We start from the raw sequence: 24208 nt of genomic DNA, 5'->3' as shown, positions 1-24208 counted from the left end.
TCAGGCCTCTTGGATGCGGAATTGGAAGACGCCGGCGTCATCGCGCGCCAGCGACAGCAGGCGGTCGGCCGGCAGCGCGATGCGCGCGGCGGCAAAGTCGGCCTGGAAGGGCAGCTCGCGCCCGCCCCGGTCCACCAGCACCGCCAGGCGCACGCAGGCCGGGCGGCCGTAGTCATAGAGTTCGTTGAGCACCGCGCGCACGGTGCGGCCGGTGTAGAGCACGTCGTCCAGCACCAGGATGTCGGCGCCGTTGACGTCAAAGTCGATCTGCGTCTGGGCGCTGGTGGCCATGCCGCGCTGCGCGAAGTCGTCGCGGTGCAGGGCCGAGGACAGCACGCTGGGGTTGCCGGGCAGGTTCAGGTCCTTGTGCAGCCGCTCCACCAGCCAGGCGCCGCCCGAGGTGATGCCGGCCAGGCGGGTTTCAGGCCCCATGAGGCTGCGCACGCCGCGCAGCAGTTCGCGGTACAGGGCCTCGGCGTCCAGCACCAGACTGCCGGCTCCCGCAATGGATTCACTCATGGAAGACTCCTCAAAAACTGTTCAAGAATGATGCAGGCCGAGGCCGCATCGGCATCCCTTGCGCCACCGGCCAGGGCCTCGGTGGTGCTGTAGCGCTCGTCCACCTCGTAGACAGGCAGGCCGAAGCGGCTCTTGAGCTGGCGGCCGAATTTCTTCGCCCGCGCCGTGTTCTCGTGCGCATTGCCGTCGGGGTGGTAGGGCACGCCGATGACCAGGGCATCGGGCTGCCACTCCTTGATGCGCTCGCCGGCCTGGGCCAGGCGGGCCTCGCCGGCCTCGGCGCGGATGGTGGGCAGCGGGTTGGCCGAGCGCAGCAGGCGCGTGCCCACGGCGCAGCCCGTGCGCTTGGCCCCGAAATCGAAGGCCACGAAACTCTGGAAATGGGAGGGAACGGTGGGCGGCACGGCCGTGCCGGCTGCCGCTGCTGCCTGGGACTCGGGAGCGGGCAGGCTCATGCGCGCCCCGCTTCGGGCGAGATCATCCAGCGCTGCAGGCCCAGCAGGCCCAGGGCGCGGTCATAGCGGTCGTCGACCGGGGTATCGAAGATGACGTTGGCGTCGGCGCCCACCGTGAGCCAGGCGTTTTCGGCCAGCTCCGACTCCAGCTGGCCCTCGCCCCAGGAGGCATAGCCCAGGGTGACCAGCAGGCGCTTGGGGCCTGCGCCGTCGGACAGGGCTTCGAGCACGTCCTTGGAGGTGGTCATCTCCAGGCCGCCGGGAATGGTCATGGTCGAGGCGTAGGCGGACTCGTCGTCGGGCGCGCCTTCGATCACCATGGGATCGTGCAGCACGAAGCCGCGATCGGTCTGTACGGGCCCGCCGTTGAAGACGCGGTTGCCGCGAAGGTCCTCGCGGCCCAGGGCCAGATCCACCTTTTCCAGCAGGCCTTCCAGCGTAAGCTGCGAGGGCTTGTTGATAATCAGACCGAGCGCACCGCGCTCGCTGTGTTCGCACAGGTAGATCACACTGCGCGAGAACGCTTCGTCTTCCAGGCCAGGCATGGCAATCAGGAAGTGGTGCGTCAGATTGATAGGCGCAGTTTCAGCAGACATAACGACGGATTTTACCGGCGATCCATGCCACCTTCTTACCCTGTGGGCTTGGTCTGGCTGCGGCGCGACCTGCGCCTGTCCGACCATGCCGCCCTCTACCATGCGCTGCGCCAGTGCCGGCAGGTGCATTGCGTGTTCATCTTCGACGACGACATCCTCGCCCCCCTGCCCCGTGCCGACCGGCGCGTGGAGTTCATCTGCCAGAGCCTGACGGGCCTGGACGATGCGCTGCGCGAGGCCTCGGGCCGCGCCGACACCGGCCTCATCGTGCGCCGCGGCCGGCCCGCTGAGCAGATCCCGGCCCTGGCCAGGCAGCTCGGCGCCCAGGCCGTGTTCTGCAACTGGGACGACGAGCCCGACGCCCTGTCCCGCGACGCCCGCGTGCGCCAGGCCCTGGCCGCCGAGGGCGTGGCCCTGCACAGCTTCAAGGACCACATGGTCTTTGCGCGCGACGAGGTGCTGACCCAGGCCGGCGCGCCGTTCTCGGTGTTCACGCCGTACAAGAACGCCTGGCTGCGCCAGGTCACGCCCTTCTTCCTGTCCGCCTACCCCAGCGAGCGCGACCTGCCCGAGCGCCTGGCGCCACGCCCCGAAGGCGAGCGCCGCGCCGTGCCCACGGCAGCCGACCTGGGCTTCGAAGCCGGCACGCTGGACGGCCTGCGCCTGCCCACGGGCTGCGCTGGCGCCGAGGAACTGCTGGCCGACTTCCTGCCGCGCCTGCCGCGCTACAAGCAGGCGCGCGACTTTCCCGCCGTCAAGGGCCCCAGCTACCTGAGCGTGCACCTGCGCTTCGGCACGGTCTCCATCCGCCGCCTGGCAAGGCTGGCCTGGGAGCAGACGCAGCAGCAGCCGCACGACAGCGAGGGAGCCGCCACCTGGCTGTCCGAGCTGATCTGGCGCGACTTCTATTTCCAGATCCTGGCCCACCATCCGCACGTGGTGCACGCCAGCTTCAAGCCCGCCTACGACGCCATCGTGTGGGATACCGGCCCCGAGGCCGATGCGCTGTACGCCGCCTGGTGCGAGGGCCGCACCGGCTATCCGCTGGTCGATGCCGCCATGCGCCAGCTCAACACCACGGGCTACATGCACAACAGGCTGCGCATGGTGGCGGCCAGCTTTCTGGTCAAGGATCTGGGCATAGACTGGCGCCGGGGCGAAGCCTGGTTTGCGCGCCAGCTCAACGACTTCGACCTGGCGGCCAACAACGGCGGCTGGCAGTGGGCGGCCTCCACGGGCTGCGACGCCCAGCCCTGGTTCCGCATCTTCAACCCCATCACGCAAAGCCAGAAGTTCGATGCCGACGCGCGCTTCATCGAGCGCTACGTGCCCGAGCTGGCCCGCCTGCCCGCCGCGCTGCGCCACGCGCCCTGGCAGGCCCGGCCGCTGGAGCTGGCCGAGGCCGGCGTGGTGCTGGGCACGGACTATCCCCATCCCGTGGTGGACCACGCAGCCGCGCGCGAGCGCACGCTGGCCCGCTACGGCGTGGTCAAGCAGGCCGGCTGAAGGAAGCCGGTGCAAAGGCACCGGAGCCAAGAAAAAAGGAGCAGCGCTGGCTGCTCCTTTTTTGCGGGGCGAGGGCTGGCCGCCGAGGCTCAGGCCTCTTCGCCCAGCACCTGCGTCTCCGTCTGCAGTGACAGCGGCGCAGGCTGGGTGCTGTTCCCTTGCAGGGAATAGTGCTGGATCAGGCCCAGCAGTTCCTCGTCCGAATAGGGCTTGCCCAGGTAGTGGTTGGCGCCCAGCTGGCGCGCCATCTCGCGGTGCTTCTGGGCGATGCGCGAGGTGATCATGACCACGGGCAGGTCGCGCAGGGCCTCGTCGGCGCGGATGTTGCGCAGCAGGTCGAAGCCGTCCATGCGCGGCATCTCGATGTCGGACAGCACCAGGGTCGGGCGCTCCTCGGCCAGGCGCTCCATGGCCTGCAGGCCGTCGGCCGCCAGGGCCACGCGGTAGCCTTCGCGCTGCAGCAGGCGCTGGGTGACGCGGCGCACGGTGATGGAGTCGTCCACCACCAGCACCAGCGGCACCGAGACCGGTCCCGCGCTGGCCGGCACGGCTTCGCCGTCGCCCTGGCCGGCGGCACGCTCGGCCTCTTCGGTCCGGGCGCGCACCTCGTCGCCATAGACGTTGGCCAGCGCCACAGGGTTGTAGATCTGGACCACGGCGCCCGAGGCCAGCACCGACATGCCGGTCAGGCCGGGCAGGCGGGCCAGCTGGGGGCCGAGGTTCTTGATCACCACTTCCTGGTTGCCCAGCACTTCGTCCACGTGCAGCGCAATGCGCTGCGACGCGCTGCGCAGGATGACCACGGGCCGGGTGCGGCCCACGGTTTCCTCGCTGCGCAGGGAGGACTGCCACAGCGCGCCCGCCCAGTAGAAAGGCAGGGTCTCGCCGCCATCTTCAAAGCCGTGGCTGGCATAGGCCTGCTGCAGCAGATCCAAGGGCGCACGGCGCACGATTTCCACCAGGCTGGCCGGCACGCCGACCAGCAGCCGGCCCGCGCGCAGCATGACCACCTGGGTGACGGCCGTGGTCAGCGGCAGCACGAGGCGGAAGGCACTGCCCCGGCCCGCTTCGCTGTGGGTTTCGATGCGGCCGCCCAGCGCGTTGACCTCGGAGCGCACCACGTCCATGCCGATGCCCCGGCCGGCCACGCCGGTCACCTCGGTGGCGGTGGTGAAGCCGGGCTCGAAGATCAGGCGGCCGGCGTCCTGCTCCGTCAGCGTCTGGTCCTCGGGCCACAGGCCCTGGGCCACAGCCTTGTCGCGGATGCGCTGCAGGTTCAGGCCGGCGCCATCGTCCTCCACCGACAGCGCCACGTCGTTGCGCTCCTGGCTCAGGATGATTTCGATGGTGCCCATGGCCGGCTTGCCGGCAGCGGTGCGCTGCTCGGGCGGCTCGATGCCGTGGGCCACGCAGTTGCGCAGCAGGTGCTCGAAGGCCGGCATCATGCGGTCCAGCATGCCCCGGTCCATTTCAATGGTGCCGCCGAGGATGTTCAGCCGCACCTGCTTGCCCATTTCCTTGGAGGTCTGGCGGACCACGGCATACAGGCGCTCGGCCAGGGAGTCGAACTCCACCATGCGCGTGCGCAGCAGGTCGCGCTGCAGCTCGCGCGCCTGGCGGCCCTGGGCGACCAGGTCGTCCTCGGCGCCCGCCATGTCGCGCTGCAGGTTGCGCTGCACGGTGGCCACGTCGTTGACCGACTCGGCCATCATGCGCGTGAGTTCCTGCACCCGCGTGAAGCGGTCGAACTCCAGCGGGTCGAAGCCGGCCGCCGAGTCCTTGGACAGGGCCAGGCGCGACTGCATCTGGCTCTCGGCCTGGACCTCGATGTCGCGCAGCTGCATGCGCAGGCGCTCCAGGTTGCCGGCCAGCTCGTCCAGCGAGCCACGGGCCTGGGCCAGGCGCGCATCGACACGCGAGCGCGCAATCAGCACCTCGCCGGCCTGGCTGATCAGGCGGTCCAGCAACTGGGCGCGCACGCGCACCGTCTGCTGGGCACCGGCGCGCAGCGGCGCAGTGACAGGCGCTGGCACAGGGGCCGCAGCCGCCGGTGATCCAGCCGCTGCCGATGCGTCGGAGGCCGCAGCCGCTGCGGGCTCGTCGAGGGAGATTTCATCGCCCAGGTCCAGCGGCGCTTCCTGCGCCTGCTCACCGGCCACGCGCAACACGTCGAAGCCGGCCTGCAGCGCGTCGAAGCTGCCCAGCAAGGGCTCGATCTGCTCGGCGGTCGGAGATTCGCCATCGACCCGCTCCACGGCAGATTCAAGGCGGTGGGCCATCTCGCCCAGGCGCATGGCGCCCGCCAGCCGCGCACTGCCCTTGAGCGTGTGCAGGGCGCGCAGCGTTTCGTGGCGCGCCTCGTCCAGGGAAGGCCGGCCATGCCAGCGACGCAGCGCAGCGCCCAGGCGGGGCAGCAGCTCGATGGCCTCTTCCTCGAAGATGGGGAACAGGTCGGGGTCCACTTCGTCCAGGGCGTCGATGTCGTCGTCCAGATCGTTGCCCACGGCCACCGCATGGGCGATGGCCTCATCGATGCGGCGCTGCAGCTCGGCTTCCTGGCGTGCGTCGTTGACCAGGGGGCGCATGGAATAGGCCAGCGGCGCCACGTCCTGTGCCTGGGCCTGCGCATGGGCGCCGGCGTCGAGCACGGCATCCGTGCCAGGCTGCGGCAACGGCTCCGGCAGCAGCGCATCGAGCCGGCTGTCCGGAGCGTCCGCGACTTCGATATCCAGCGCCAGCAGTGCCTGCAGGGCTTCTTCCACGCCCGGCTGGGGTATCTTGAGGAAGCCGGCCGCGAACTGGTGCAGCAGGCGCTGCACCTCGTCGGAAGCCGCAATGCAGGCGGCGACCTGCTCAGGCGTGCCGCAGCGCTGCGGCTGCAGATGGGCCAGCGCATGCTCCAGCAGGCGCGCCAGGTCCGACAAGGCCTTGAAGCCCACGGTGGCCGAGCTGCCGGCCAGCGAATGCGCGAAGGCGATGGCGTCATCGGGCACGGGCTCGCCGGGCTCGGTCGCCCATTGCTGCAGCGACAGGTCCAGGCGGCGCGACCATTCGTCGGCCTCGTTGAGATAGACGTTGTACAGCGGCGCGCTGATGCGCAGGCCGTCCACGACCTTGAAGCCATCGGCATCGACGCCGGACGGCTCCTGTGCGCCGGACTCCTCAGCCACCGCAGGCGCCTCATCGGCCACGGATTCGGCATGCAGCTCCTGCGGGGTTTCCGCCTCGAAAGCTTCTACGGCTTCGATGGCCTCGGCAGGTGCGGCTGCCGGAGTCAGGTCCAGATCCAGCCCCTCGAAAGGCGCCAGCGGCACGGCGGCGTGCGGAGCCTGCTCTTCGGCTTCGGCTTCTGCGCCTGCTTCTGCTTGCAGCTCGGGCAGCGCGTCGGCATGTGCCTCGGGCACGGTCTCTGTGCCGGGCAGCGCGGGCTGGTCGCCCGAGACAACGGCCAGGGCTTCCTGCTCGCTGTCGCGCATGGCCGCCTCGAAGGCGGCGAAGTCCAGCTCCTCCACCGCGTCGGTGGCCAGCGCGGCGGGTGCCTCGGCGGTCTCCGGCTGCGTTGAACCCTGCGACTGTTCGGGCACGGCCGCCGCAGGCTGGGGGTCCAGGTCCAGCAGACCGAAGTCCAGCGCAATGTCCAGGTCACCGGCGGGCCCGGCGGTCTCGGCGGGCACGGCCGGCTCGGGGGCTTCCCGCTGCTCGGCCTGCAGCTGCTGCTCCACTGCGGCGAAGGGCTCCACCGGCGCATCGACCGCGGCAGGCTCGGCCTGCGTGCGGCGGTCGGCACGCGGCACCAGGGCCACGTCGGCGCGCACGCCTTCCAGGCGCATGGCATCGGCTGCGGCGCGGAAGGGCGTGGCCAGCCAGGCATCGGCCTGCTGGCGCTCGATGGCCGAAGCCCAGGCGCCAAAGGCGCGCAGCGCGTCGCTGGCCAGCTCCTGCATGGGCTGGGGCATGGGCTTTTGCTCGGCCAGCCAGGCATTGAGCATTTGCTCCATGGCCCAGCCGGCTTCGCCGAATTCATCCAGGCCGACCATGCGCGAGCTGCCCTTGAGCGTATGGAAGGCGCGGCGCAGCGTGGTCTGCTCGCTGAGGTTGCCGGGCTCATCGGCCAGGGTGCGCAGCGCCTGCAGGCCGTTGTCCACGACCTCGCGGGCCTCTTCCAGGAAGATGCTCAGGATTTCGTCGTCAGAATCATCTTCCGAGACGGTCAGACCGGCCAGCGGGGGAACGGGTTCAGGCAGGGGTTCGGGCTGAGCCGTGGCGGCAGCGGCAGCAGGGCCGGGCACCGGTTCGGCCGCTTCAGCCACGTCAGCTGCTTGAGCCGCTTCGGCGGGTATCTCGAGCGCCTTGGCGAATTGCGCCAGTTCGGCATCGTCGGCCAGCGCTTGCTGCCCGGCGGCAGTCGCCTGCGGCAGGGGCTCGGGCACAAGGTCCACGGAGGGTGGCGGCGGCGCCGGCACCGACGGTGCTGCCGCAGTGGGTTCGGCAGGCAGGTCGTGTGCAGTCTCGGCGGGCTGGATCTGGGGCACGGGCAGCGGCTGGGCCACGGCAACGGCTTCGCGCTGCGGCGGCACGGCGGCGGTGTCCAGGGCCGGCAGCTGCTCGGGCGCCTTGCCCGCGTCGTCGGCGCGGTGGCCACGGCGGCCCATCAGGATGCGCAGGCCGCCTTCGGCCTCGTCATAGACAAAGAGCTTGCGCGCCATGCTGCGCTGGTAGCTCAGCATGTCGATCAGGAAACCCATGGCGCCCAGGCTGTTGCCCAGCTTGTCGAAGACCTGGGCACGTTCTGACTCGGCGATCTCGCCCAATACCAGCCGCTCCACGGTTTCGCGCATGCGCTGCATGGCCTGGGTGGCCTGGTCCAGACCCAGCACGGACAGCACGCCGCGCATCTGCGCCATCTGGCCAGACACCGGCGCCAGCACGGTGGCATCGGCGGGGTTGCGGAAATACTGGTCCAGGTGCCGCTCGGCCTCGGCCAGCGTGGCACGCAACTCCCCCACGACCGAGCCCATGGTCTGGTGGTCGCTGGCCTGACGGTACAGCTCCTCCATCCACGGCTCCAGCGGACGCGCGGGCGCGCCCTGCAGGGATTCCTCCAGGCGCTGTACCAGGTTGGCGGATTGCTCGGCCAGTTCCTCGTCGCCCATGTCCATGGTGGCAAAGGCCGCCTGCAGATAGAGCACGGAGGTGGCCACTTCCATGGCCAGTTCCGCCGGCGGCGGCTCGCCGATGCGGGCCACGGTTTCGGCCACCTTGATCAGCATGCGCGCCAGGCCATGGCTGGCCGGGTGCAGCTTGACCAGGGATTCGGCCACCTGGGCGAACTGGTCCACCACGATCTTGGTGCGCGCACGGTCGCCGCCTGCCAGGGCGGACCAGGTCTCCGCCGCCGTGGTGATGCGCTTGCGCGCCTGCACCAGCACGGCCGGGTCGTAGCGGCCAAAGCGGGTCTGCTGGTAGTCCACCTGCGGCTGGGCCTGCATGCCATAGGCCTGGCGCACGGCCTGCAGGGCAGCGCCGGCCTGCTCGGCCGGGCGCGCCTGAGCGCAGAAGAACAGCAGGTCCTGCAGCAGGCGCGCAGGCGGCGTGCGGTCGCCCTTGGCCATGGCCGCGTACTGCAGCAGCACGCGCGAGGCCATGCGTTTCACATAGAGGTCGACAACGATCAGGCCGCGCGACTGCGCGTCGAAGAAGCCAGCGGCCACCTTCCAGAAGCTGCGTGCAGTGACATCCTCGGTCTGGGCCACGGCAAAGCGCAGGCACAGGTCACGCATCTGGGCGGCGGCCTCGCGGTCATCGCTCTTGACCATGCGCAGCACCACGCCGTCGAGCAGGGCACGGGCATCGGGCCCGTAGGCCAGCGGCTCGGCCTGGCGCGCCCATTCGGGCTCGCGCGCGCGGCGCTCGGCAGGCCACAGATCGGCCGGATGCACCTTGTCGTTGCCGGCCAGCGCCTGGGTGTCGCGGTATTGGGGAAACAGGGCCACGGCCGAGACGGTCTTGCCGGCCAGCACGGTTTCCAGGTATTCGATCAGGGCAAAGCTGGCGCGCTCCAGCGTGGCGGCAGCCTGGTCGGTGCACAGCTCGGGGCGCTGCACGAAGCGCTGCACGGCGCTTTCCATGCCGCGCAGCACCAGGGCCGGAGAGCCCAGGCCCACCATTTCGAGGGCGCCGCAGGCCTGGTGCAACTGCTGGCGGGCGATGCGCAGGGCCGAGGTGTCAAGCTCCTCAAGGTCCGAGGCGCGCGCCGCATCGGCATCGCGCACGAAACGCGCCACGGCCTTGCTCGCGCCTTCCAGCGACTTGCGCAGCTCATCGAGCACCCAGGCCAGCGGGCCCAGGTCCTGTTCGGTGTGCGCGGCCTGCGCCGCGCCCGTTTGCGATTCGTCAACCACTGACATGGACAGTTCCCCAAGCCCCTAGGGCCTGTGCATAGCTATGTTGGACCGGGTCAGGCAATCTTGAAACGCGCCACCGACTGGCGCAGTTCCTCGGCCATGTGCGAGAGTTCGCGCACCTGCTGCGCCGTGGTGCGCGTGCCTTCGCCCGTCTGCTCCGTCACCGCGAAAATGTGCTGGATGTTCTCGGCCACGTCGTTGGCCAGGACGGCCTCGCGCGAGGTGGACGAGGAGATCAGCTCGATCAGCTCGGCCAGGTGGCGCGACACGGTATCGATCTCGGTCAGCGCGGTACCTGCGGAGTCGGACAGTCGCGCCCCCTCGACCACACCCTGGGTGGAGCGCTCCATGGCGGCCACGGCATCCTGGGTGTCGGTCTGAATCGCCTTCACCAGCGCCGCGATCTGGCGCGTCGCATCTGCCGAGCGCTCAGCCAGGCGCTGCACTTCTTCGGCCACCACCGAGAAGCCGCGACCGGCTTCACCGGCCGATGCGGCCTGGATGGCGGCGTTCAGCGCCAGCACGTTGGTCTGCTCGGTAATGTCGGAAATCAGCTCGGTGATTTCGCCGATCTCCTGCGAGGATTCGCCCAGCCGCTTGATGCGCTTGGAGGTTTCCTGGATCTGGTCGCGGATGGAGTTCATGCCGCCGATGGCGTTCTGCACGGCCTTCAGGCCCAGGTCCGCAGCTTCCAGCGACTGGCGCGCCACCTGGGCAGATTCCTGCGCCTGGGTCGAGACCTCGTTGATGCGGCCTGCCATGTCCAGCACGGAGCGGCCGGTTTCGCGGATCTCGCGCAGCTGTTCGGTCGACGCGGCCAGCAGTTCGGTGGAGTTGGCATCCACCTCGGCCGTGGTCTGTGCCACGCGCGTTGCCGTGTTCTGTACGCTGCCCACCAGGGCGCGCAGCTCTTCCACCGTGTAGTTCACCGAGTCGGCGATGGCGCCGGTGATGTCCTCGGTCACGGTCGCTTCCTGCGTCAGATCGCCTTCGGCCACCGATTGCAGTTCGTTCATCAAGCGCAAAATCGCGGCCTGGTTGGCATCGTTGATGCGCTTGGCTTCATGCTCCTGCACGCGGGACTCTTCCTGGCGGCGTTCGGCCGCTTCCTGGCGCAGACGGCTGTCGAGCAGCTGCACGCGGGACAGGCCTACGCCGCACAGCAGCACCAGCACGGTGGCCAGCGCCAGCAGGCCCATGGGCAGCGAGCCGATGCCGGCGCCGCTTTGCAGCTTGTTCTGCAGGTCTTCCAGATGGCGGCGCAGCGGTTCGCTGTCGGCGTTGATGGCGGTCTGGGCTTCGCGGGCGGACACCAGGCCCTGCAGGTTGCCCAAAATGGCGCTGGCCTCGCTGCGGGTCTCTTCGTAGAGCTTGATCAGCGCCTCGATCTGCTCGCGGGTCTGGGCGTCGCGCGTGGGAGGCAGGCGCAGCTCGCTGCTGCCGCTCAGCAGGCTTTCGGAGATTTCCTTGAACGAGTTCAAGTCCTTGCCCAGCAGGAACACGGCCTCGGGGCTCACGCCTTCGGCGGTCTGGAATTCGTTGGCCGACTTGCCGATACGCTGGGTCAGCATCACGAGCTGGCCGGCAGCGGAGATTTCCGCCGGGCTGGCGCCCTGCTGCAGCTTCAGCGAGGAGATGGTTTCGGCGATCTCCAGCAGGTCCGAGGACTGCCGGTTGATGGTGCGCAGCGCGTCGCCGACCTGGGTCAGGATCTGCTTTTGGTCCATCACCACCTTGGCGCTTTGCTCGGCGCGCTCCATCAGCGGCGTGATCTGGGCCAGTTCGTCGGCATAGGCGCCGCCCAGCGGGCGCACGCCCATGGAGTCGTCGCCCGAGGCAATGGCGCGCACGTTGCGCGCCAGCACGCCGGAGCTGTCCTGCACGTCCACAAAGGAGGATGCCGCGCCCGTCAGCGCCTGCGAGACCGACTTGGCCAGACGCTGCGACTGCATCAGCGCCTGGCCGGTGGCGGCCAGCTGCTGCGCCGAGCCGTCGGCCTGGCGCAGGGCCCAGGCCGCCGCCAGCACCAGGGCCAGCACCGACACCCCCAGCAAGGTGGACAGCGTGCGCTGGTGGCGCGCGGCAGGCGCGCGGCCCAGCAGCGGCAGGGCCACCATGTCGTGGTCAACGGCTGCGCCGCCGTCGCGGCCCGGCATGGCGTCGGGGGCGCCCTGCACGGTCAGTGACGCATCGAGTGCGTACATATCCTGGGAGACGGTGTCTCCGAGCATGCTGTTGTCCGCACCGGAGCCGGCGTCGGCCGGCTTGCGTTGGAAGCGATTTGCAAGACGTTGCAAGAATGACATGGGACGACCTTCAGAAACTCAGGCGCGAATGCTCAGAAACTCGGAGGTTTGGGACAGGCGCTGCAGTTGCAGCTCCTGCCAGCGGTGGCCCGCTTCATCGATATGCACGGGGCCGAAAAAGGCGGGAGAGTGCTCGGGCGCAGGCTCGGTGCGCACGAATGCGTCGGCGCTGCGCAGGCCCTGCAGGCGGTCCACGAGCAGGGCCGCATTCACTTCCAGCGCGGCATTGAACGCCAGCAGGCTGGACTCGGCCAGCGCCGGTTCGCTGCGTGTGACGCCGTGGCCCAGCAGGCTGGCCAGGTCGATCACGCCGGCCAGGGTGCCGCGCAGGTTGGCAATGCCCAGGAACCAGGGCTTTGTATAGGGCACAGGCTGCACGCCGGCCCAGGGAAAGATCTCGCCGGACTGGCCCAGCGGCATCAGGTAGTTGCGCCCGCCGGCCTGGACGGCCAGCCAGGCCGCCACCTTGACGCCTTCGCTGCGTGCGGCCTGAAGGCGGCCAGCCAGACGGGACTGCAGATCGCGCAGTGCTTCACGGTTCGCCATGGGCAGCGCACCAGATCAGTTCAGCGCCGCGATCTTGGCCTGCAGCTCATCGGCATCCACAGGCTTGGTGATGTAGTCCCGCGCACCCTGGCGCATGCCCCAGACCCGGTCGGTCTCCTGGTTCTTGCTGGTGCACATGATGATGGGCAGGTCGGCGTACAGCGGGTCGCGCGTGATGGCACGCGTCAGTTGAAAGCCGTTCTGGCCGGGCATGACCACGTCCATCAGGATCAGGTCGGGACGGTCTTCGGCCAGGCTGCGCATGGCCTCTTCGCCATTCTCGGCCGTGCGTACCTGCAGGCCCTGCTTTTGCAGCATGTCGGACAGAAACATCAGTTCGGTCTTGGAGTCGTCCACGACCAGGACTTTGCGGATGGGCATCAAAGTGCTCCTATGGTTTGCTTGCCGAACTGCTCCACGGCCTGCAGCAGCTGGTCTTTGGTGAAGGGTTTCGTGAGGTAGTCCTGGCAGCCCACCATGCGCCCGCGCGCCTTGTCGAATACGCCGTCCTTGGACGAGAGCATGACCACAGGCGTGTCAGCAAAGCGCGCGTTGCGCTTGATGATGGCGCAGGTCTGGTAGCCGTCCAGCTTGGGCATGAGGATGTCGCAGAAGATCAGCTGGGGCTGGTAGTCGTTGACCTTGGACAGTGCGTCGAAGCCGTCGTCGGCCAGGAGCACTTCGTGCCCGCCCTGCTTGAGGAAGATTTCTGCGCTGCGGCGGATGGTATTGCTGTCATCCACCACGAGTACGCGCAAGGGTGCGCCCGATGTCGTCACTGAGAAACCTCCCGGAAATGTATGAGTCGGCGCGGGTGGTCCCGCGCTCAGATTTCGACCATCTCAAAGTCTTCTTTACGTGCTCCGCACTCGGGACAGGTCCAGTTCATGGGCACGTCTTCCCAACGCGTCTGGGGTGCGATGCCATGCTCGGGGCAGCCTTGCGCCTCGTCATAGATCCACCCGCAGATCAAGCACATCCAAGTTTTGGGGTCGGTCACAGCTTAAAGGGCCTTCACATAGAATGCAACGATTGTATCTAGTCACAACCACCCGCCACGGCCTTCGCTGGCGGGGCGCACACTGGGCTGAGCCATGGCATTGAACCCCTCCAACTCCCCCAGTCCCGACACCGAGCCGATGGACGAAACCGCGCCCGTCTGCGTGCTGGTCTTCAACGCCAGCGACCCCAGCGGGGCGGGCGGCCTGTCGGCCGATATCGCCACCATCGCCTCGGTCGGCGGCCATCCGCTGCCCGTGGTCACGGGTGCCTACGCACGCGATTCGGCCAAGATCTTCGAGCATTTTCCCTTTGACGACGAGGCCGTGGCCGAGCAGGCGCGCGCCGTGCTGGAGGACATTCCCGTGTCCGCCATCAAGGTCGGTTTCGTGGGCAGCCCGGGCAACCTGGCAGCGATTGCCGAGATCGCCTCCGACTACCCCGACATCCCCATCGTCTGTTACATGCCCGACCTGTCGTGGTGGGAGGAAGACCCGCTCGACCAGTACATGGACGCCCTCAAGGAACTTGTTCTTCCGCAAACGTCTGTGTTGGTTGGAAGCCACAGTACGCTGTCGCGCTGGCTGCTGCCCGACTGGACCAACAGCCGCAGCCCCACGGCGCGCGACATCGCCATGGCGGCCGAGGCCCTGGAAGTGCCCTACGTGCTGGTCACCGGCATTCCCCTGCCCGACCAGTTCGTGGACAACGTGCTGGCCACGGCGCAGTCGGTGCTGGGCAACAGCAAGTACGAGATGTTCGACGCCACCTTCACCGGCTCGGGCGACACCCTGTCGGCCGCGCTGACGGCCCTGGTGGCCAGCGGCAACGACCTGGGGCTGGCCACGCAGGAGGCGCTGGAGTACCTGGACCGCAGCCTGGACAGCGGCTTTCGCCCCGGCATGGGCCACTACATCCCGGACCGCATGTTCTGGGCCCAGCCCGAGCCCGAGGATGAAGATGCCGAGGCCGCCGCCGAGCCCCTCGCCGAACTGGACCCCGACGCCCAGGCCATCGAAGGCTTCGTGATGCCCCCTCATGACACCAAGCATTGAGGCAGGCCACCGCCTGAGCGGCTGCGCGGCCGGCACAGGCCCTTGGCTTGGCACCTCTGGCTTGTACCCCGCACATGGCAGACTCCTGCACTATGACCACTGACCTGAATATTCCCCTGTTCGAACGCGCCAAGGCCGTGATCCCCGGCGGCGTGAATTCACCCGTGCGCGCCTTCAACGCCGTGGGCGGCACGCCGCGCTTCGTGCGCCGTGCCCAGGGCGCGCATTTCTGGGACGAGAACGCCCAGCAGTTCACCGACTACATCGGCTCCTGGGGTCCGATGATCCTGGGCCACGGCCACCCCGAGGTGATGGCCGCCGTGCAGGCCGCCGCGCTGGAAGGCTTCTCCTTCGGCGCACCCACGGAGCGCGAGGTCGTGCTGGCCGAGAAGATCCTCTCGCTCATGCCCTCCATGGACATGGTGCGCATGGTCAGCTCGGGCACCGAGGCCGGCATGAGCGCGCTGCGCCTGGCGCGCGGCTTCACGGGCCGCAACAAGATCATCAAGTTCAACGGCTGCTACCACGGCCATGCCGACGCCCTGCTGGTCAAGGCCGGCTCGGGCCTGGCGACGTTCGGCGCCTCCTCCTCGGCCGGCGTGCCGCAGGACGTGGTCAAGGACACCGTGGTGCTGGAATACAACGACGTGGGCCAGCTCGAGGAGGCCTTCGCCCAGTTCGGCGATCAGATCGCCTGCGTGATCATGGAGCCCATTGCCGGCAACATGAACTTCGTGCGCGCCAGCGTGCCCTTCACGCGCCGCATCCGCGAACTCACGCGCGAGCATGGCGCGCTGATGGTCTACGACGAGGTGATGACCGGCTTTCGCGTGGCCCTGGGCAGCGCCCAGAGCCTGTACGCCCAGCAGATCGAAGGCTTTGCGCCCGACATCACCGTGCTGGGCAAGGTCATCGGCGGCGGCATGCCCATGGCGGCCTTCGGCGCGCGCCGCGAGATCATGGAAAAGCTCTCGCCCCTGGGCCCGGTCTACCAGGCAGGCACCCTGTCGGGCAACCCCATTGCCACGGCCTGCGGCCTCAAGACGCTGGAGCTGATCAGCGAGCCGGGCTTCCACGACGCCCTGCACGCGAAGACCGGCCGCCTGATGGCCGGCTTCAAGGCCGAGGCCGACGCCGCCGGCGTGCCCTTCAGCGTGGACCACCAGGGCGGCCTGTTCGGCTTCTACCTGCTGCCCGAGCTGCCCAGCACCTGGACCGAGGTCATGAAGACCGATGGCGCACGCTTCAACCGCTTCTTCCACGGCATGCTGGAGCGCGGCCACTACTTCGCACCCGCCCTGTACGAGGCCGGCTTCGTGAGCGCCGCGCACACGGACGAGGACATCGACAAGACCATCGAAGCCGCACGCGAAGTGTTCAAGACGCTCTGACGCTGGCCCGTACCTGCCGATCGAGCCCGCCCTTGCGGGCTCTTTTCACGTCAGGGCCGAAGAAAAGCCTGGCGCGCCTGTTCGACCTCATCGCGCACGGCACAGCCCTGCGCATGGTCGTTGACCAGGCCCATGGCCTGCATGAACGAGTAGACAGTCGTAGGCCCCACGAACTTCCAACCGAGCTTCTTCAGCTCCTTGGACAGCGCCCGGGACTCGGCCGTCTCGGACACGGGCCCGCCACCGGTCACGGGCTCCGGCGCATGGCGCCAGAAGAAGGCCGACAGCGAGCCTTGCGCCTCCACCATCTCCAGCGCCCGCTGCGCGTTGTTGATCACGGCCTCGATCTTGCCGCGATGCCGCACGATGCCCGCATCGCCCAGCAGCCGCAGCACGTCGTCCTCGGTGAAGCGCGCGACCTGGTGGAAGTCGAAGCCGGCAAAGGCCGCGCGGAAGTTCTCGCGCTTGTTGAGGATGGTCAGCCAGCTCAGGCCGGACTGGAAGCCTTCGAGGCTGAGCTTCTCGAACAGGCGCCGGTCGTCGGTGACGGGAAAGCCCCATTCACGGTCGTGGTAGGCCAGGTAGCTGTCCGTGGCCGCGCACCAGTGGCAGCGCGGCCGGCCGTCGGGGGCGGTGAACAGGCGGGACATGGTCAGGATTCCCCGGGTTCGGGAGAAGGGAGGGACAGCAGCCAGGCCGCCATCTGCAGGGATTGCGCCGTATCGATGTGCGGGTGGCGCGGCATGATGGCGCGGCCCCATTCGCCGGCCCCGCCCTCGCGGATCTTGCGCGCCAGGTAGTCGGCGGCATCTTCGCGGCCACGGTAGCGGCCGGCGATCTGCTGGAAGGACGGGCCCACGTAGTGACGCACCAGGCCGTGGCAGCGCAGGCAGTCATTGCCTTCCACCAGGGCCTTGCCGGCGGCCAGCTGCGCGTCGGCTGTCACGGCAGCTGCGGCCGCCGCCGTGGTGGCCCCGACAGCCGGCCCGCGCATGATGCGCCAGCCGATGTTGAAGACACCCAGCGCCACCAGCAGCATGAAGACCACGAGCGCCCAGCCCAGCCAGCGGGGCCGCTGGGGGGCGTCGTCGCCCTCGTCGTCTGCGCCAGGAGGCAGTTGGCCGGCCATCAGTGGCGGAAGTGGCGCACGCCGGTGAAGACCATGGCCACGCCGCGCTCGTTGGCGGCGTCAATGACCTCCTGGTCGCGCATGGAGCCGCCGGGCTGGGCCACGCAGGTGGCGCCTGCGTCAACGACCACGTCCAGGCCGTCGCGGAAGGGGAAGAAGGCATCGCTGGCCACGACCGTGCCCTGCAGGCTCAGCTTGGCGGCCTCGGCCTTGATGGAGGCGATGCGCGCCGAGTCCAGGCGGCTCATCTGGCCTGCGCCCACGCCCATGGTCATGCCGTTCTTGCAGAACACGATGGCATTGCTCTTGACGTACTTGGCGACCTTCCAGGCGAACAGCAGGTCCTGCAGTTCTTCGGGCGTAGGCTGCTTGACGGTGACGACCTTGAGGTCGGCCAGGGCCAGCTCATGGTTGTCGGCGGTCTGCAGCAGCAGGCCCGATCCGACGCGCTTGGCGTCCATGGCGTTGCGGCCCTGGTCCCAGGCGCGCTCGCCGCCCGTTCGGGACGAACCCGCAGCGTTCGGCAGGGCGATCTTCATGAGGCGCACATTGACCTTGGGCTTGAAGATTTCCAGCGCCTCGGCCGTGAAGTCGGGGGCCATCAGCACCTCGACGAATTGCTTGACCACGGCCTCGGCCGCCGCCTTGTCCACCGTGCGGTTGAAGGCGATGATGCCGCCGAAGGCGCTGGTGGGGTCGGTCTGGAAGGCCTTGGCATAGGCTTCGTGCGCGTCCTTGCCCACGGCCACGCCGCAGGGGTTGGCGTGCTTGACGATCACGCAGGCGGGCTGCTCGAAGCTCTTGACGCATTCCCAGGCGGCATCGGCGTCGGCGATGTTGTTGTACGACAGCTCCTTGCCCTGCAGCTGCTCGCCCGTGACCAGGGAGCCGGGGGCCGGATACAGGTCGCGGTACAGGGCGGCCTGCTGGTGGCTGTTTTCGCCGTAGCGCAGGTCCTGCACCTTGGTGAAGTGGCCGTTGCTCTGGCCGGGGAAGGCGCTGCGCTCTGGCACGTAGGTTTCGGAGAGCTTGTCGTCCTCGAACTTCACGCTGGACAGGTAGTCGCTGATGGCGCCGTCGTACTGGGCAATGCGGTTGAAGGCGGCCACGGACAGCGCAAAGCGCAGCTTGTCGGAGAGCTTTCCATTGGCCTTGAGTTCGGCCAGCACGGCCTCGTACTGGCCGGCATCGGTGATCACGCCCACGTCGGCCCAGTTCTTGGCGGCAGAGCGCACCATGGCCGGGCCGCCGATGTCGATGTTCTCGATGGCGTCGGCCAGCGTGCAGCCGGCCTTGGCCACGGTGGCCTCGAAGGGGTAGAGGTTCACCACCAGCAGGTCGATGGTGTCGATGCCGTGCTCCTTGAGGGCCGCCATGTGGGCGGGCAGCTCGCGGCGCGCCAGCAGGCCGCCGTGGACCTTGGGGTGCAGGGTCTTGACGCGGCCGTCCAGCATCTCGGGGAACTGGGTGACTTCGGCGACCTCGGTCACGGGCAGGCCGGCCTCGGCCAGCAGCTTGGCGGTGCCGCCGGTGGACAGCAGCTTGATGCCCAGGGCGTGCAGGCCTTGGGCGAATTCGACAATACCGGTCTTGTCAGAGACGGAGAGCAGGGCGTTCATGGGCGTCGGTGCAGGGAGTTTGAAAAAAGGGGAATTCGTGCCGCTCAGAGCATGTCGTGCTCAAGCAGCTTCTTGCGCAGCGTGTTGCGGTTCAGGCCCAGCCAGTCGGCGGCGCGGGACTGGTTGTTGTCGGCCTGGCTCATCACCACTTCCAGCAGCGGCTTTTCGACCAGGTGGATCAGCATGTCGTACATGCCATTGGGCTTTTCGCCGTCGAGATCGCGGAAGTACCCCTCCAGGCTTTCACGCACGCATTGTTCGATGTTCTGGTTGCTCATACTGTCATTCCTGCGGGCTCTGCGAATTCGGCGCTTGTGGCGCCGGCATCGATGGCGGCTGGTATCCGGTCCATCTGCGCGCCCAGGGCGTCCAGATAGTCGGCCACGGCCTGCCATTGCACCGCGCAGTCCTCGATGGTGTTGATGTGTTGTCTGAATGCCTCGCCGCCCGGCAGGCTGCGCAGGTACCAGGCGATGTGCTTGCGCGCACTGCGCACGCCGGTGCCTTCGCCGTACAGGCTGTAGTGGTCCTGCAGATGCTCCAGCAGCAGCCGGCGCAGCTCAGCCACCAGGGGCGGGGCCATGTGCTCGCCCGTGGCCAGGAAGTGCGCGATCTCGCGGAAGATCCATGGCCGGCCCTGGGCGGCGCGGCCGATCATCACGGCATCGGCGCCCGTGTAGGCGAGCACGTCGCGTGCCTTCTCGGGGCCGGTGATGTCGCCATTGGCCACCACGGGCACGCGCACCGCCGCCTTGACGGCAGCGATGGTGTCGTACTCGGCAAAGCCCTTGTAACCCTGCTCGCGCGTGCGGCCGTGCACGGTGAGCATCTGTATGCCCACCTCCTCGAAGCGGCGGGCCAGCACCACGGCGTTCCTGTGCGCGTCGCACCAGCCGGTGCGCATCTTCAGCGTGACGGGCACGCCGTGCGGGGCGCAGGCCTCTACCACAGCCTGGGCAATCTCCACGGCCAGGGCCTCGTTCTGCATCAGGGCCGAGCCGGCCCATTTGTTGCAGACCTTCTTGGCCGGGCAGCCCATGTTGATGTCGATGATCTGGGCGCCACGGTCCAGGTTGTAGCGCGCGGCCTCGGCCATCATCTCGGCGTCCGTGCCCGCGATCTGCACCGCGATGGGCCCGGGCTCGCCCTCATGGTTGGCGCGGCGCGAGGTCTTGAGGCTGTTCCACAGGTCCTTGCGCGAAGTCACCATCTCGCTGACCGCATAGCCCGCGCCCAGGGCCTTGCACAGCTGGCGGAACGGCCGATCCGTCACCCCCGCCATGGGGGCGACGAACAGGCGGTTGGCCAGGGCATGGGGGCCTATGGACAGGGGAAGGGAGGACATCGGGAAAGCCGGAGAAAACGCGCGCGCCGATCACAAAACGGGCGGCAACAAAGGACCAAGATTGTACCTGCCCAAATTTTCAGCAGGGCTAAAACCGGGCCGTCAAGGCGGCCAAGCGGCGAAAACAAGACAGCGCAGCGGTTTCATGGTGTGGGAACGAAGGTGCGCACCTGGCCCGGAACGGCCTGCAGCCCGTAGGCACCGAGCCGGCCCTGCCACCAGCGGCGGTTGAATTGCACGTCAGGAGAGACCTGGTCGTCGGGCATGGGGCGCAGGCCGACCTTCTGCAGCCCGGCTTTCTGCTGCCCAGCCTCAAGCCCCAGGTCCAGCGCCTCGCCGTCGGCCAGCGGGCCGCGCACCACGGCCATGGCCTTGCGCCCGTCGGTCACCCAGGCGTCCAGCACCAGGGCCGGGCGGGGCTCGGGACCGGCCAGGCTCACGCAGCCTTGCAGACGCGGCTCCAGGCCCAGAGGCTCCAGCTCGCGCTGCAGCTGCTCCAGCCTGTCGGCCACGGCCGGGTCCGGCAGGGTGCAGCCCTTGGCCTGCAGCGCCTTGCCCCAGGCCGAGGTCGGTGCGGCCTCCTGGGTCGGCGGCGCCTGGGCAGCGGCCTGTGCCACCACGGTGGTGTCCTTGCCCGGCGATGGCTGCAACGCGGCGCAGCCGGCCAGGCCGGCTGCTGCCATTCCCAATGCCGCCCATCCCGCCCATCCTGCAATCCGCCCTGTCTGCATGACGCCCCCTGTTCTTTGTGGTTCCGGACCAGGCCCCACGATAGCTTCAGGCCGACAAGGCGTCAGCCAGCGCAGACCTACACTTGGCAGCACCTATGGAAGTCTGGATGCATCAATTGCTGGGCTGGCTGGCGCTGCCGCAGTTCGGCCTCAGCACCGTGTTCATCGTGGCCCTGATCTCGGCCACGCTGCTGCCGCTGGGCTCGGAGCCTGCGGTGGTCGGCCTGCTCCAGCTCAATCCCGATCTGTTCTGGCAGACGGTTTTCGTGGCCACGGCCGGCAATACGCTGGGCGGGGCCATCAGCTGGTGGATGGGCCTGGGCGCGCACAAGGCCTGGCGCGCGGCACGCGAGCGGCGGCTGGCCGGGCTGCCGCCTGAACGGGCCAAGCCGCCGCGCAATCTGTCACGCCACGAGCGCCGCGCCCGCGTCTGGCTGCGCCGCCTGGGCGCAAAGGCCTGCCTGCTGAGCTGGCTGCCCGTGGTGGGCGATCCGCTGTGCGCCGTGGCCGGCTGGCTGCGCCTGCCGTTCTGGCCCTGCGTGTTCTACATGGCCATCGGCAAGTTCCTGCGCTATGTGGTGATGACGGTGGTGCTGCTGCAGCTGCTGCCGGCCTCCTGGGCCAGCTGAGGCCGAAGCCCCCCACCGAAGCCCTCCCCTTTTTGCGATCTACGCCTGCGGCTCGCGCGCCCAGGGCGCCAGCGCGAAGTGCGCGGCCAGGAAATCGATCAGCGCCTGCACGCGCGCCGGCCGGGCGCGCCCCGGCGGCGTGACGATGTGCAGGGCGATGGAGGGCACCTGCCAGTCGTCCATGCAGGTCTGCAGCGCACCCGATTGCAAATCTTCCCAGGCCAGGAATTCGGGCTGCAGGGCCAGGCCCAGCCCGGCGCGCAGGGCCGGCGCCAGGCCCTCGGCATTGTTCACGCGCATGGCCGTGGGCACGACCTGGGCGAACTCGCCGCGGCGCGCATGCACGAAGCGCCAGGCCTCGCCCAGGCGGCTGTGCACATAGCGCAGCGCCCGGTGCTGCGCCAGCTCGCGCGGATGGGTGGGGCGGCCGTGGCGCTCGAAGTATTCGGGTGATCCCACCAGCAGCAGGCGCACCGTGCACAGGCGCCGCGCCAGCAGGCTGGAGTCGGGCAGCGAGGAGATGCGCAGCGCGATGTCGAAGCCCTGGGCCACGACGTCGATCAGCTCGTCGCTGAAGTGCAGGTCCAGCGTGACTTCCGGGTGCTCGGCCATGAAGGCGGGCACGGCCGGCGCCAGGTGCGAGATGCCGAACGACATGGGCGCCGCAATGCGGATGGGGCCGCGCAGGCTCTTGGACTGCTCGCTGATCTCGGCCTCCACGGCCTCGCCCTCGGCCAGGATGCGCGCGGCCCGCTCCAGAGAGGCCTGGCCGCCGGCCGTCAGCGACATGCGCCGCGAGGTGCGGTGCAACAGGCTGGTCCTGAGCCGCGTCTCCAGCCGCGTGATGGCCTTGGAGATGGTGGGCTGGGAGACGCCCAGCTCGGCGGCGGCCTTGGCGAAGGAGCCCGTCTCGGCCACCTTGGCGAAGACGGCCCAGGCTTCGAGGTCAGGAAGTCTTGGCATGAAAGTTTTGGAATAGATGTCTTTGCATATTTTCTATTCTCTTCTTGATCGGCAAAACATAAAGTTCATCCATCGCAACACACAACGCAGCAGGAGAACACCATGATCGAACGCCGTCCCTTCCAAGCCCTTGGCGGTGCCAACCACGGCTGGCTCGATGCCAAGCACCACTTTTCCTTCGCCGGCTACCACGATCCGGCCCGCATGGGCTGGGGCGCGCTGCGGGTGTGGAACGACGACACCATCGCCGCCGGCACGGGCTTCCCGCCTCATGCCCACGCCAACATGGAAATCATCACCTATGTCCGTGAAGGCGCCATCACCCACCAGGACAGCCTGGGCAACAAGGGCCGCACCGAAGCGGGCGATGTGCAGGTAATGAGCGCGGGCACCGGCATCCGCCACTCGGAATACAACCAGGAAAAGGGCACGACGCGGATCTTCCAGATCTGGATCATGCCCGACGAGCGCGGCCAGCAGCCCCCGTCCTGGGGTGCCAAGCCCTTCCCCAAGGGCGAGCGCTCGGGCAGCTTCGTGGCCCTGGCCAGCGGCCTGCCCGGTGACGAGGACGCCCTGCCCATCCGCACCGCCGCCCGGGTGCTGGGCGCCACGCTCAAGGCCGGCGAGAGCACGGAGTACCGCATCGGCCGTGATCGCCTGGGCTACCTGGTGCCGGCCAGCGGCTCGGTGCAGATCGACGGCGTGACGCTCCAGGAGCGCGACGGCGCCGCCATCAGCGACGTCGAGACCCTGCGCGTCACGGCCCTGACCGACGCCGAGCTGGTGCTCGTCGACACGGCGCGCTGAAGCGCCCTTGCCGCCCCGGCTCCGGCCGGGGCCCACCTGCCCCAACTGTCTTTCCGAATTTCCGCTGTCCCTTCCTTCACCCAACCCACTGCCTCACAGGAGATCACCATGACCGACCGCAAGTACCTCGAAGTCCTGACCCCCGCCAACAGCCAGATCATCTTCATCGACCAGCAGCCCCAGATGGCCTTCGGCGTGCAGTCCATCGACCGCCAGGTGCTCAAGAACAATGTGGTGGGCCTGGCCAAGGCGGCCAAGGCCTTCGACATTCCCGCCACCATCACCACGGTGGAGACGGGCAGCTTCTCCGGCCACACCTATCCCGAACTGCTGGCCGTGTTCCCCGAGCACAGGCTGCTGGAGCGCAGCTCCATGAATTCCTGGGACGACCAGAACGTGCGGGATGCGCTGGCCGCCAACGCCGCCCAGGGCCGCAAGAAGATCGTGGTCTCCGGCCTGTGGACCGAGGTGTGCAACACCACCTTCGCCCTCTCGGCCCTGCATGACACGGACTACGAGATCTACATGGTGGCCGACGCCTCGGGCGGCACGTCGCTGGACGCCCACAACTACGCCATGGACCGCATGGTGCAGGCCGGCGTGGTGCCCGTGACCTGGCAGCAGGTGCTGCTGGAATGGCAGCGCGACTGGGCCCGCCGCGAGACCTATGACGCGGTGATGGACATCGTGCGCGAGCATTCCGGCGCCTACGGCATGGGCGTGGACTATGCCTACACCATGGTGCACAAGGCCGCCGAGCGCGTGCAGCATGGCGAGACCGTGGGCCCGAACCCCGCCAAGGCCTGAGCACCAGCGCCGCCGCCGGCCCGCCAAAGGAGTCTCGCCATGAAGCTCTATGCACTTTCCCTTGGGGCCGGCCTGCTGGTCGGCGTGGTCTACAGCCTGCTGCAGGTGCGCTCGCCCGCACCGCCGCTGGTAGCCCTGGTCGGCCTGCTGGGCATCCTGGCCGGCGAGCAGATCGTGCCCGTGGGCCGGCATCTGCTGCAGGGCATGGACCTGCGCAGCGCCTGCAGCAAGACGCAGGCCACCGAGCATGTGCTGGGCCAGCTGCCCGGCCGCAAGAACGCCGATGCCGATGCCGATCGGCACCACGGCTGACCCCTCCCCCTCTCTCCAAGAAAACTGCACCATGACCACGCGCAGAAAAGTCCTGGGCTCCGCCGCCACCCTTGCCATGGGTGGACTGC

23 protein-coding genes are annotated in these 24208 nt (G+C 68.7%); 7 read left to right on the top strand and 16 right to left on the bottom strand.

Annotated features, from left to right (window positions below; translation table 11 throughout):
- Genes pyrR through PO605_RS05725 form a run of 3 tightly spaced genes read right to left on the bottom strand, consistent with a single transcriptional unit; the run spans nt 1 to nt 1570 of the window.
- Complete coding sequence (pyrR, locus tag PO605_RS05735; RefSeq protein WP_013804027.1) at nt 1-519, bottom strand: bifunctional pyr operon transcriptional regulator/uracil phosphoribosyltransferase PyrR; 519 nt, start codon at nt 517-519, stop codon at nt 1-3.
- A complete protein-coding gene (ruvX, locus tag PO605_RS05730; RefSeq protein ID WP_016447930.1) occupies nt 516-974 on the bottom strand; it encodes a Holliday junction resolvase RuvX in 459 nt (152 codons plus the stop codon). Before ruvX ends, pyrR begins: the two co-directional genes overlap by 4 nt.
- A complete protein-coding gene (locus PO605_RS05725) occupies nt 971-1570 on the bottom strand; it encodes a YqgE/AlgH family protein (RefSeq protein WP_012203507.1) in 600 nt (199 codons plus the stop codon). Before PO605_RS05725 ends, ruvX begins: the two co-directional genes overlap by 4 nt.
- 24 nt (nt 1571-1594) lie before the next feature.
- On the opposite strand from PO605_RS05725, the gene PO605_RS05720 reads away from it, so the two are divergent.
- Complete coding sequence (locus PO605_RS05720) at nt 1595-3076, top strand: cryptochrome/photolyase family protein (protein ID WP_272206179.1); 1482 nt, start codon at nt 1595-1597, stop codon at nt 3074-3076.
- An 89-nt stretch (nt 3077-3165) separates the two neighbouring features.
- Here the strand turns inward: PO605_RS05720 and PO605_RS05715 are convergent, their stop codons facing one another.
- The 6 genes from PO605_RS05715 to PO605_RS05690 are packed head-to-tail and all read right to left on the bottom strand — an operon-like array spanning nt 3166 to nt 13311.
- A complete protein-coding gene (locus PO605_RS05715) occupies nt 3166-9483 on the bottom strand; it encodes an Hpt domain-containing protein (protein WP_272206178.1) in 6318 nt (2105 codons plus the stop codon).
- Between the two features lie 50 nt (nt 9484-9533).
- Nucleotides 9534-11786, bottom strand: coding sequence for a methyl-accepting chemotaxis protein (locus tag PO605_RS05710; RefSeq protein ID WP_016447934.1), 2253 nt, complete (start codon nt 11784-11786; stop codon nt 9534-9536).
- An 18-nt stretch (nt 11787-11804) separates the two neighbouring features.
- Nucleotides 11805-12332 carry a chemotaxis protein CheW gene (locus PO605_RS05705; protein ID WP_016447935.1) on the bottom strand — a complete coding sequence of 176 codons (528 nt, stop codon included), beginning with the start codon at nt 12330-12332 and terminating at the stop codon, nt 11805-11807.
- Nucleotides 12333-12347: 15 nt separating this feature from the next.
- Nucleotides 12348-12713, bottom strand: a complete 366-nt coding sequence (locus PO605_RS05700) for a response regulator (protein WP_016447936.1) — start codon at nt 12711-12713, stop codon at nt 12348-12350.
- Nucleotides 12713-13111: a response regulator gene (locus PO605_RS05695; RefSeq protein WP_016447937.1), complete on the bottom strand. Its 399-nt coding sequence runs from the start codon at nt 13109-13111 to the stop codon at nt 12713-12715. The genes PO605_RS05700 and PO605_RS05695 overlap by 1 nt, the downstream gene beginning before the upstream one ends.
- Nucleotides 13112-13158: 47 nt before the next feature.
- Complete coding sequence (locus PO605_RS05690) at nt 13159-13311, bottom strand: rubredoxin (protein ID WP_017406135.1); 153 nt, start codon at nt 13309-13311, stop codon at nt 13159-13161.
- Between the two features lie 115 nt (nt 13312-13426).
- Here PO605_RS05690 and thiD point away from each other — a divergent pair, with 115 nt between their 5' ends.
- Nucleotides 13427-14386, top strand: a complete 960-nt coding sequence (gene thiD, locus PO605_RS05685; protein ID WP_070080647.1) for a bifunctional hydroxymethylpyrimidine kinase/phosphomethylpyrimidine kinase — start codon at nt 13427-13429, stop codon at nt 14384-14386.
- 74 nt (nt 14387-14460) lie between these two features.
- The gene (hemL, locus tag PO605_RS05680) at nt 14461-15777 is read left to right on the top strand and encodes a glutamate-1-semialdehyde 2,1-aminomutase (RefSeq protein ID WP_370690594.1); all 1317 of its coding nucleotides are present in this window, start codon (nt 14461-14463) and stop codon (nt 15775-15777) included.
- Nucleotides 15778-15827: 50 nt separating this feature from the next.
- Here the strand turns inward: hemL and PO605_RS05675 are convergent, their stop codons facing one another.
- The 6 genes from PO605_RS05675 to PO605_RS05650 form a co-directional block, all read right to left on the bottom strand.
- Nucleotides 15828-16427 carry a DNA-3-methyladenine glycosylase I gene (locus PO605_RS05675; RefSeq protein ID WP_016447940.1) on the bottom strand — a complete coding sequence of 200 codons (600 nt, stop codon included), beginning with the start codon at nt 16425-16427 and terminating at the stop codon, nt 15828-15830.
- A gap of 2 nt (nt 16428-16429) precedes the next feature.
- Complete coding sequence (locus PO605_RS05670) at nt 16430-16906, bottom strand: c-type cytochrome (RefSeq protein ID WP_047471706.1); 477 nt, start codon at nt 16904-16906, stop codon at nt 16430-16432.
- Entirely contained in the window at nt 16906-18525 is a 1620-nt protein-coding gene (gene purH / locus PO605_RS05665) for a bifunctional phosphoribosylaminoimidazolecarboxamide formyltransferase/IMP cyclohydrolase (protein WP_272206177.1), read from the bottom strand. Before purH ends, PO605_RS05670 begins: the two co-directional genes overlap by 1 nt.
- A gap of 44 nt (nt 18526-18569) precedes the next feature.
- On the bottom strand, nt 18570-18803 hold the full coding sequence (locus PO605_RS05660; RefSeq protein WP_016447943.1) for a Fis family transcriptional regulator: 234 nt from the start codon (nt 18801-18803) through the stop codon (nt 18570-18572).
- Nucleotides 18800-19870: a tRNA dihydrouridine synthase DusB gene (gene dusB / locus PO605_RS05655; RefSeq protein ID WP_017406139.1), complete on the bottom strand. Its 1071-nt coding sequence runs from the start codon at nt 19868-19870 to the stop codon at nt 18800-18802. Before dusB ends, PO605_RS05660 begins: the two co-directional genes overlap by 4 nt.
- A gap of 143 nt (nt 19871-20013) precedes the next feature.
- Nucleotides 20014-20601 (bottom strand): hypothetical protein, encoded by a 588-nt coding sequence (locus tag PO605_RS05650; RefSeq protein WP_016453185.1) that lies wholly within the window; start codon nt 20599-20601, stop codon nt 20014-20016.
- A gap of 107 nt (nt 20602-20708) precedes the next feature.
- Here PO605_RS05650 and PO605_RS05645 point away from each other — a divergent pair, with 107 nt between their 5' ends.
- Nucleotides 20709-21230, top strand: a complete 522-nt coding sequence (locus PO605_RS05645; RefSeq protein ID WP_016447946.1) for a YqaA family protein — start codon at nt 20709-20711, stop codon at nt 21228-21230.
- Between the two features lie 39 nt (nt 21231-21269).
- Here the strand turns inward: PO605_RS05645 and PO605_RS05640 are convergent, their stop codons facing one another.
- A complete protein-coding gene (locus PO605_RS05640; RefSeq protein WP_034364263.1) occupies nt 21270-22193 on the bottom strand; it encodes a LysR family transcriptional regulator in 924 nt (307 codons plus the stop codon).
- A gap of 102 nt (nt 22194-22295) precedes the next feature.
- Between PO605_RS05640 and PO605_RS05635 the strand changes: the two genes are divergently transcribed.
- The 3 genes from PO605_RS05635 to PO605_RS05625 all read left to right on the top strand — a co-directional run bounded on the left by PO605_RS05635 (nt 22296) and on the right by PO605_RS05625 (nt 24119).
- On the top strand, nt 22296-23000 hold the full coding sequence (locus tag PO605_RS05635) for a pirin family protein (protein ID WP_016447948.1): 705 nt from the start codon (nt 22296-22298) through the stop codon (nt 22998-23000).
- 108 nt (nt 23001-23108) lie between these two features.
- On the top strand, nt 23109-23807 hold the full coding sequence (locus PO605_RS05630; RefSeq protein WP_016447949.1) for a hydrolase: 699 nt from the start codon (nt 23109-23111) through the stop codon (nt 23805-23807).
- 39 nt (nt 23808-23846) lie between these two features.
- Complete coding sequence (locus PO605_RS05625; protein ID WP_012203487.1) at nt 23847-24119, top strand: XapX domain-containing protein; 273 nt, start codon at nt 23847-23849, stop codon at nt 24117-24119.
- Nucleotides 24120-24208 lie beyond the last annotated feature (89 nt).

Source organism: Delftia sp. DT-2 (assembly GCF_028401915.1).
Classification (GTDB): domain Bacteria; phylum Pseudomonadota; class Gammaproteobacteria; order Burkholderiales; family Burkholderiaceae_C; genus Comamonas; species Comamonas tsuruhatensis.
Note: the sequence above shows the minus strand (reverse complement) of the source record. Positions and strands in the feature narration are given on the sequence as shown.